We start from the raw sequence: 5,857 nt of genomic DNA on the forward strand, positions 1-5,857 counted from the left end.
CGAAGCTTCGAAGGTCGAGCGCATGTTCTCCATGCTATTCGAGACGTTCCTCGCGGACCTGGAAAAGGGCGACGAGAATTCTCGCATCTACAAAAATTACCTGAGCTCGTTCTCCAGGGATAAGTTAAAAAAGTACATGGACGATACGCCGAATGCCGGCATCGTCAGGGACTTCATCGCCGGCATGACCGACGACTACTTCAACGATACGTTCCAGGAGATCTACCTGCCAGCCAAGCGCCGCCTATAGTATTTTCTTGCCGAACGCCGAGCTGATGAGCCCGATGGCCAGCTTGCCGGTGACGTTCTGCCGGTCCAGGATGGGATTCAGCTCCACGACCTCGAGCGATTTGAAGTTCTTGCACTCGGAGATCATCTCCATCGCGAGGTGTGCCTCCCGATAGGTCATGCCGCCCTGCACCGGCGTGCCGACGCCGGGCGCCTCCATGGGATCCATGACGTCGATATCGAAGGAGACGTGCAGCGCGTCCGTGCCTTTACAGGCGATCTTCAGGGCCTGCTTCATTATCTTGTGCATGCCCTGCTCGTCGATGTCCCGCATGGTGAACACGGTAACGTCGGACTTTTTAAGCAGCTCGCGCTCTAAGGGATCGAGGTCACGGGCGCCAATTAGGACACAGTTGGCCTCGGAGACGCTTGTGCGAACGCCCAGCTTGCCGACCAGGTTCTTCGTGCCCCGGCCGCAGGACGTGGCGAAGCTCATGCCGTGGATGTTGCCGGTGATGGTCGTATCTTCCGTATTGAAGTCGCCGTGGGCGTCGATCCAGATGATGCCGATCTTATTATAGAACTGGCTCAGGGCTGCGGTCGTGCCCATGGCGATGCTGTGGTCGCCGCCGATCACTAAGGGAAAATATCCATCGGCGATGCTCCTGCCCACGAAGTCCTGCACCCGCTGGCAGGCGAAGATGACTTCCTCGTAGTTCTTTAGCCGCGAATCGTATTTTTTCTTCGGTGGCCGCGGGGGCAGCATGATGTTGCCCGTATCCTGCACGTCGATGCCCAGCTTTTCAAGCTCCTCGACGAGCCCGTCGTTCCGCAGGGCATCGGGGCCCATGTCGATGCCGCGCCGGTCGGCGCCCAGGTCCAGCGGCACGCCGACGATGCGGACCTTATCGATGACGGCGTCTTTTTTAGACGTAGCGTCCTTTTTTGGCTTTAGTGACGATCGCTGCCTATGACCTTGCATAATTCTCAAGCACCTTCTTCTCGGCCTTTCGCAGGTGTTCCACCGCCGTGGAGGCCGATACATTCAGCTTTTTGGCCACGTCCCTGACGGACGCCCGGCGGGGCGTGTCGAAGTAGCCCATCTCGACGGCCGTACGCAGCGTGAGCATCTGCCGCTCGGTGAGCCCGACGTCGGGCTCGCTGCCCTCGGAATTTCGTATGTACGCGATGTCGGCGCACTGCTCCATGGCTGCCACGACATCCTGAAGCTCTTCCCGCGTGGGGGCCATGATGTGCCAGTTCTCGACGCCGTCCTTCACGACCGTCGGGCCGATGAATACACAGTTCTTTCTAATAATGTTGTCGATGATGGAGCCCTGCTCCGCCCAGGTGATCACGTCGGCCCGGTCGGCGGACCGGGACAGCACGGCGTACTTCCGGATCTGGGGGGCGGCCTTGAGAAAAGCCTCCAGCTCGCCGATGCGTGGGCTGATGATGGTCTGATACCCGTATAGCTGATTATTCGGGAGCATGTATGTATATTTCACGACGATGGTGGCGTCAAGCTTTTTCGACAGCGAGTAATGCCAGCAGTCCCGGTGTCGTATGCCTATGCTGAGCGCTATGGACATAAATATGCCAGGCCGTATATGTTCGGTATACCATTTAAAGTCATTGGTCGGTCATTCTATTACTGGTGTAAACTCATGGTCAAAATTTACTATGATAAGGATGCGGACTTCAAATACCTCAAGAACAAGAAGATAGCGGTCATCGGATATGGAAGCCAGGGCATGGCGCAGTCCCAGTGCCTGAAAGATTCGGGCCTGGACGTGGTCGTCGGCCTGAGGAAGGGCGGCGTCTCCTGGTCGCAGGCGAAGAAGGACGGCCTGACGGTCGCGACTGTCGAGGACGCGGCAAAGGCCGGAGACGTTATCCAGATGCTCATACCCGACGAGATCCAGGGGAAGGTCTATAAGGAACAGATCGAGCCCTACATGAAGAATGGCAAGACCCTTATGTTCTCTCACGGCTTCAACATCAACTACAACATGATCAAGCCCGGCGAGGGCATCGATGTTGTCATGATCGCCCCCAAGAGCCCCGGCCACTTAGTGAGACGGATGTACCTCGAGGGCAAGGGCGTGCCGTCGCTCATCGCGGTCGAGAAGGACTACTCGGGTAAGGCCCACAAGACCGGCCTGGCCTATGCGAAGGGCATCGGCTCCACGAGGGCGGGCGTCATCGAGACAACCTTCAAGGAGGAGACGGAGACGGACCTCTTCGGCGAGCAGGTAGACCTCTGCGGGGGCGTCACCGAGATGGTGAAGGCGTCCTTCGAGACGCTGGTGGACGCGGGCTACCAGCCGGAGATCGCCTACTTCGAGACGATGCACGAGCTAAAACTCATCGTCGACCTCCTGTACGAGGGCGGCATGACCAACATGTGGGACAGTGTTTCGGATACGGCCCAGTATGGCGGCCTCACGAGAGGAAAGCGCGTCATCAACGACGAAAGCCGCCTGGAGATGTGGCGCACCCTCGAGGAGATCCAGGACGGGCGCTTCGCGAAGGAGTGGGTGCTGGAGAACATGGCCGGCCGGCCAGTGTTCAACAAGCTCACCGAGATGGACGCGAACCACCCCATCGAGGTCGTCGGAAAGCAGCTTCGCGCCATGATGCCGTGGCTCAAGAAGAAGTAAATAACCTTTTTTAAATGCCCGCCTCCAGGCGGGTCGCCCTGTTTTTCCAGTTAATTATTCTGCATGGGCTTTAAATCGTGCGCTAAAAGCTATTAATTTTTATATAAATGCTTCTCGAAGTTTGAGTTGTTAAAGTTAGTCAACAGGGGTGGATTGTAGATGAAGAAGCTGGTTAGCATAGCATTGATAGCGGCCATGTTAATGGCGTGCATCGGAATGGCCGCGGCGCAACAGGGAATGACTCAGGCACAGAACTTACCGCCCGCGCCGCCAAAGGCGACGCCGGACATGCAGTACGGCAACACTGCGAGGGCCGCCATCATCGGAGAGCGGCTATCGAACGCGGCCGAGGGTAACGCGAACGTCCACATCGACGAGGGCAGCGTCATTACGGTCAGCATCTACCTGCTCAAGGACGCGGGGACGAACGACCTGGCGGGGACGATGGCCAACTTGACGTATATGATCGCCGACCTCTACGGCACCATGGCCGATAAGACGAACAGCAAAATCGTGCTCAATGTCTACGACACGTCGAAGAACATGATCATCGACGCGAAATTCAACATGGCGAAGAACGACTTCGAGTACTTCGACGTCGCGCAGGACGCGGCGACGGAGCAGCAGCCTGCCGCGGGCATGCAGCAAACCGGCAAGCAGCAGCCGGCCATGGGACGCATGGGATGACGGCCCGCGCGTCTTTTTTTTTCATACGGATAAAGTATTTCCAGTCAAAACACAATTAAAAGCCTGTCAATGAAAGGTAAAGTATAACTAGTAGGTGTGGCATTTGAAGGAATATCCAAAATGTCCGTACATCGTCTTCTGCTCCATTACCGTCTATGACGGTATGGCATTCTCGTGGATGTGCCTCCGCCTCAGGAGGACCGTCGGAAAGGCGCAGTGCGAGCAGTGCGAGCGGGCCATCATAAAGATGATTGACTACAAATGCCGTTAAAAAGGAGGTGACTCAAGATGAGGAAAGTTGTGCTGTTCAAAATGGACGATTACAAGAAGCACCCGGAGCACACCATCAAGCTGATCATTCATTCGGCGAACATGGGGAGGCTGGAGGAAGGTACCCTTGAGAGGATCAAGCAGTCCGACCCTAACGCCAGCGTCGAAGTGTGGCATGCGGTCGTGGGACAGAACACCGCGGAAATCACCATCTCCCGGCAGAAGTCCGAGGCCACAATCGTTACAATATAAGCGGAATTTAAGCGATATCGGGCTCGTTTCAAGCCCGATTTCCCCGATTCTATTTTAATACTCCCTGTTCTAAATAAAACACTCTATTTCTCAGGCGCACGGCATTTGGCCCTACCATTCTAAGGCTTATATCTTTTAGCAAGGTTATAAAAATCCATAATTAGGCTTATTTGGTTAAATCAAGCCATATTCTGGGAGATTTGATTTTTAGCGGCGCTTCCTCTATCCGGCCGATATAACGCCCTGGCCGGTAAAATTATGGCCGTGATGCTTGCCGTTTTAAAGTGAAATCGGCATAGGCAAAAGTATATATGCGCCCGAGCCCTATGTTACTGTGCAAAGGAAAAGAAATAGGCCACAAAGATTCGTGGCCGGTGCTTCCTGCAATGGAAGCCCGAAAAAGGATGTGAAAACTATGAATACCGTTAGCGTCAATACGACGCAGCTGTTCGGCGTTATGCTGGGCCTGCTCGTGACCGTTGCGGCTATCATAGTCAATGTGAGACTATTTGGAAGTGACCTTTCGTTAATCAACGTGGTGTCATACATAACGCTCGGCGCGCTGGTCGTCCTTTCCATGATGATCATGGTAAAAGACTAGGCACGCTCTGCGGCCCATGCACTTTTTATTAAAGCGCATCGATAGCCTGCGTCAGGTAAAAATTTTATTCACGGGCGTAAATTCTTTCGGCCTTTTTATGCTTCCGTTCAAAAGACAGCGGGCGTATTTATAAGTGACTCGTTTGATTTACGAAGCTATATAAATCAACGATTAAAATATATATTGTAGCTCTATGACGAAGATCATGGTCGTCGACGACGAGCCCGACCTGCTCGAAGTGGTAAAGCTCATCCTGGAGAGCGACGGCTACCAGGTGGTCACGGCGAACAGCGGGCAGGAGGCGCTCGACCGGATCGAGAAGGAGCTGCCCGATCTGGTGTTACTGGACATCATCATGCCGAAGATGGACGGCTGGGAAGTGTTCTCCCGCATCAAGAGCAACCCGAAGACCCACGAGATCCCGGTCATCATGCTCACTGCCAAGGACCAGCGCATCGACAAGCTGATCGGCCTGCACGTGGTCCGGGTGGATGACTATATCACCAAGCCCTTCGGCCGTGCAGAGCTGCTGGAACGTATTAAGAGGGTGCTCCAGGAAAAGCGCCCGGTAAGCCTCCCGTGATAAGCTTTATAATCCAGCACGGGCTTTTTTACACCGTAATTTCGAGAGAGGCACGCTTATTTCATGAAAGAGGAAATGTCAAGCGTCGACGTGTACGTCGTCGTCCGAGAGCTCCAGTTCCTCCTGGACTCGAAGCTCGAGAAGGCATACCAGCATACCGCCGACGAGATCAGGTTAAAATTACAGGAGTTCGAGACTGGCAAGTACGACCTCATTATTGAAGCCGGCAAGCGGCTCCACCTGACGGAGCACCCGAGAGAGTCGCCCAAGCTCCCTCCATCGTTCCCCATGATACTGCGCAAGTACATGACGGGGGGGCGCGTCACCAGGATAGCGCAGCATAACTTCGACCGCATCGTCGAGGTGGAAGTCACAAGGGCCGGCGTGAAGAACACGCTCGTAGCCGAACTGTTCAACCAGGGCAACGTCATTATGCTGGACGAGAACCGCCGCATCATGATGCCCCTGCGCTCCATGAAGATGAAGGACAGGGACGTCCTGCGGGGCGAGCAGTACGAGTTCCCGCCGCCGCAGCTGAGCCCGATGGACCTGACGGCGGAGGCGCTGAAGGCC

At 55.2% G+C, this 5,857-nt stretch carries 9 protein-coding genes and 1 pseudogene; 8 read left to right on the top strand and 2 right to left on the bottom strand.

What is annotated here, in order from left to right:
• Positions 1-250 (top strand): annotated as a pseudogene (locus VMC84_RS06935) (phosphohydrolase); the annotation flags it as partial.
• On the opposite strand, the gene rocF reads toward VMC84_RS06935, so the two are convergent.
• Together rocF and VMC84_RS06945 are read right to left on the bottom strand one after the other, a co-directional pair.
• Entirely contained in the window at positions 245-1,210 is a 966-nt protein-coding gene (gene rocF / locus VMC84_RS06940; protein ID WP_325379254.1) for an arginase, read from the bottom strand. The pseudogene VMC84_RS06935 and the gene rocF sit on opposite strands and share 6 nt — an antisense overlap.
• Complete coding sequence (locus VMC84_RS06945; protein ID WP_325379255.1) at positions 1,197-1,820, bottom strand: helix-turn-helix domain-containing protein; 624 nt, start codon at positions 1,818-1,820, stop codon at positions 1,197-1,199. Before VMC84_RS06945 ends, rocF begins: the two co-directional genes overlap by 14 nt.
• Positions 1,821-1,895: 75 nt before the next feature.
• Between VMC84_RS06945 and ilvC the strand changes: the two genes are divergently transcribed.
• From ilvC to VMC84_RS06980, 7 genes are all read left to right on the top strand, one after another.
• Positions 1,896-2,891, top strand: coding sequence for a ketol-acid reductoisomerase (gene ilvC, locus VMC84_RS06950; RefSeq protein ID WP_325379256.1), 996 nt, complete (start codon positions 1,896-1,898; stop codon positions 2,889-2,891).
• A gap of 159 nt (positions 2,892-3,050) precedes the next feature.
• Positions 3,051-3,578 carry a hypothetical protein gene (locus VMC84_RS06955; protein WP_325379257.1) on the top strand — a complete coding sequence of 176 codons (528 nt, stop codon included), beginning with the start codon at positions 3,051-3,053 and terminating at the stop codon, positions 3,576-3,578.
• A gap of 103 nt (positions 3,579-3,681) precedes the next feature.
• A complete protein-coding gene (locus tag VMC84_RS06960) occupies positions 3,682-3,849 on the top strand; it encodes a hypothetical protein (protein WP_325379258.1) in 168 nt (55 codons plus the stop codon).
• Positions 3,850-3,866: 17 nt separating this feature from the next.
• Complete coding sequence (locus VMC84_RS06965) at positions 3,867-4,100, top strand: hypothetical protein (RefSeq protein ID WP_325379259.1); 234 nt, start codon at positions 3,867-3,869, stop codon at positions 4,098-4,100.
• 415 nt (positions 4,101-4,515) lie between these two features.
• Entirely contained in the window at positions 4,516-4,701 is a 186-nt protein-coding gene (locus tag VMC84_RS06970) for a hypothetical protein (RefSeq protein WP_325379260.1), read from the top strand.
• 193 nt (positions 4,702-4,894) lie between these two features.
• Positions 4,895-5,284 (top strand): response regulator transcription factor, encoded by a 390-nt coding sequence (locus tag VMC84_RS06975; RefSeq protein ID WP_325379261.1) that lies wholly within the window; start codon positions 4,895-4,897, stop codon positions 5,282-5,284.
• A gap of 63 nt (positions 5,285-5,347) precedes the next feature.
• A partial coding sequence (locus VMC84_RS06980) for an NFACT family protein (RefSeq protein ID WP_325379262.1) occupies positions 5,348-5,857 on the top strand: 510 nt, incomplete at its 3' end.

Origin of the sequence: Methanocella sp. (genome assembly GCF_035506375.1) — an archaeon.
Lineage (GTDB): Archaea > Halobacteriota > Methanocellia > Methanocellales > Methanocellaceae > Methanocella.

Coding starts and splice junctions, on each gene's coding strand:
- VMC84_RS06945 (WP_325379255.1), bottom strand. CDS start 1,820: ATGTCCATAGCGCTCAGCATAGGCATACGACACCGGGACTGCTGGCAT.
- VMC84_RS06965 (WP_325379259.1), top strand. CDS start 3,867: ATGAGGAAAGTTGTGCTGTTCAAAATGGACGATTACAAGAAGCACCCG.
- VMC84_RS06955 (WP_325379257.1), top strand. CDS start 3,051: ATGAAGAAGCTGGTTAGCATAGCATTGATAGCGGCCATGTTAATGGCG.
- ilvC (WP_325379256.1), top strand. CDS start 1,896: ATGGTCAAAATTTACTATGATAAGGATGCGGACTTCAAATACCTCAAG.
- rocF (WP_325379254.1), bottom strand. CDS start 1,210: ATGCAAGGTCATAGGCAGCGATCGTCACTAAAGCCAAAAAAGGACGCT.
- VMC84_RS06975 (WP_325379261.1), top strand. CDS start 4,895: ATGACGAAGATCATGGTCGTCGACGACGAGCCCGACCTGCTCGAAGTG.
- VMC84_RS06970 (WP_325379260.1), top strand. CDS start 4,516: ATGAATACCGTTAGCGTCAATACGACGCAGCTGTTCGGCGTTATGCTG.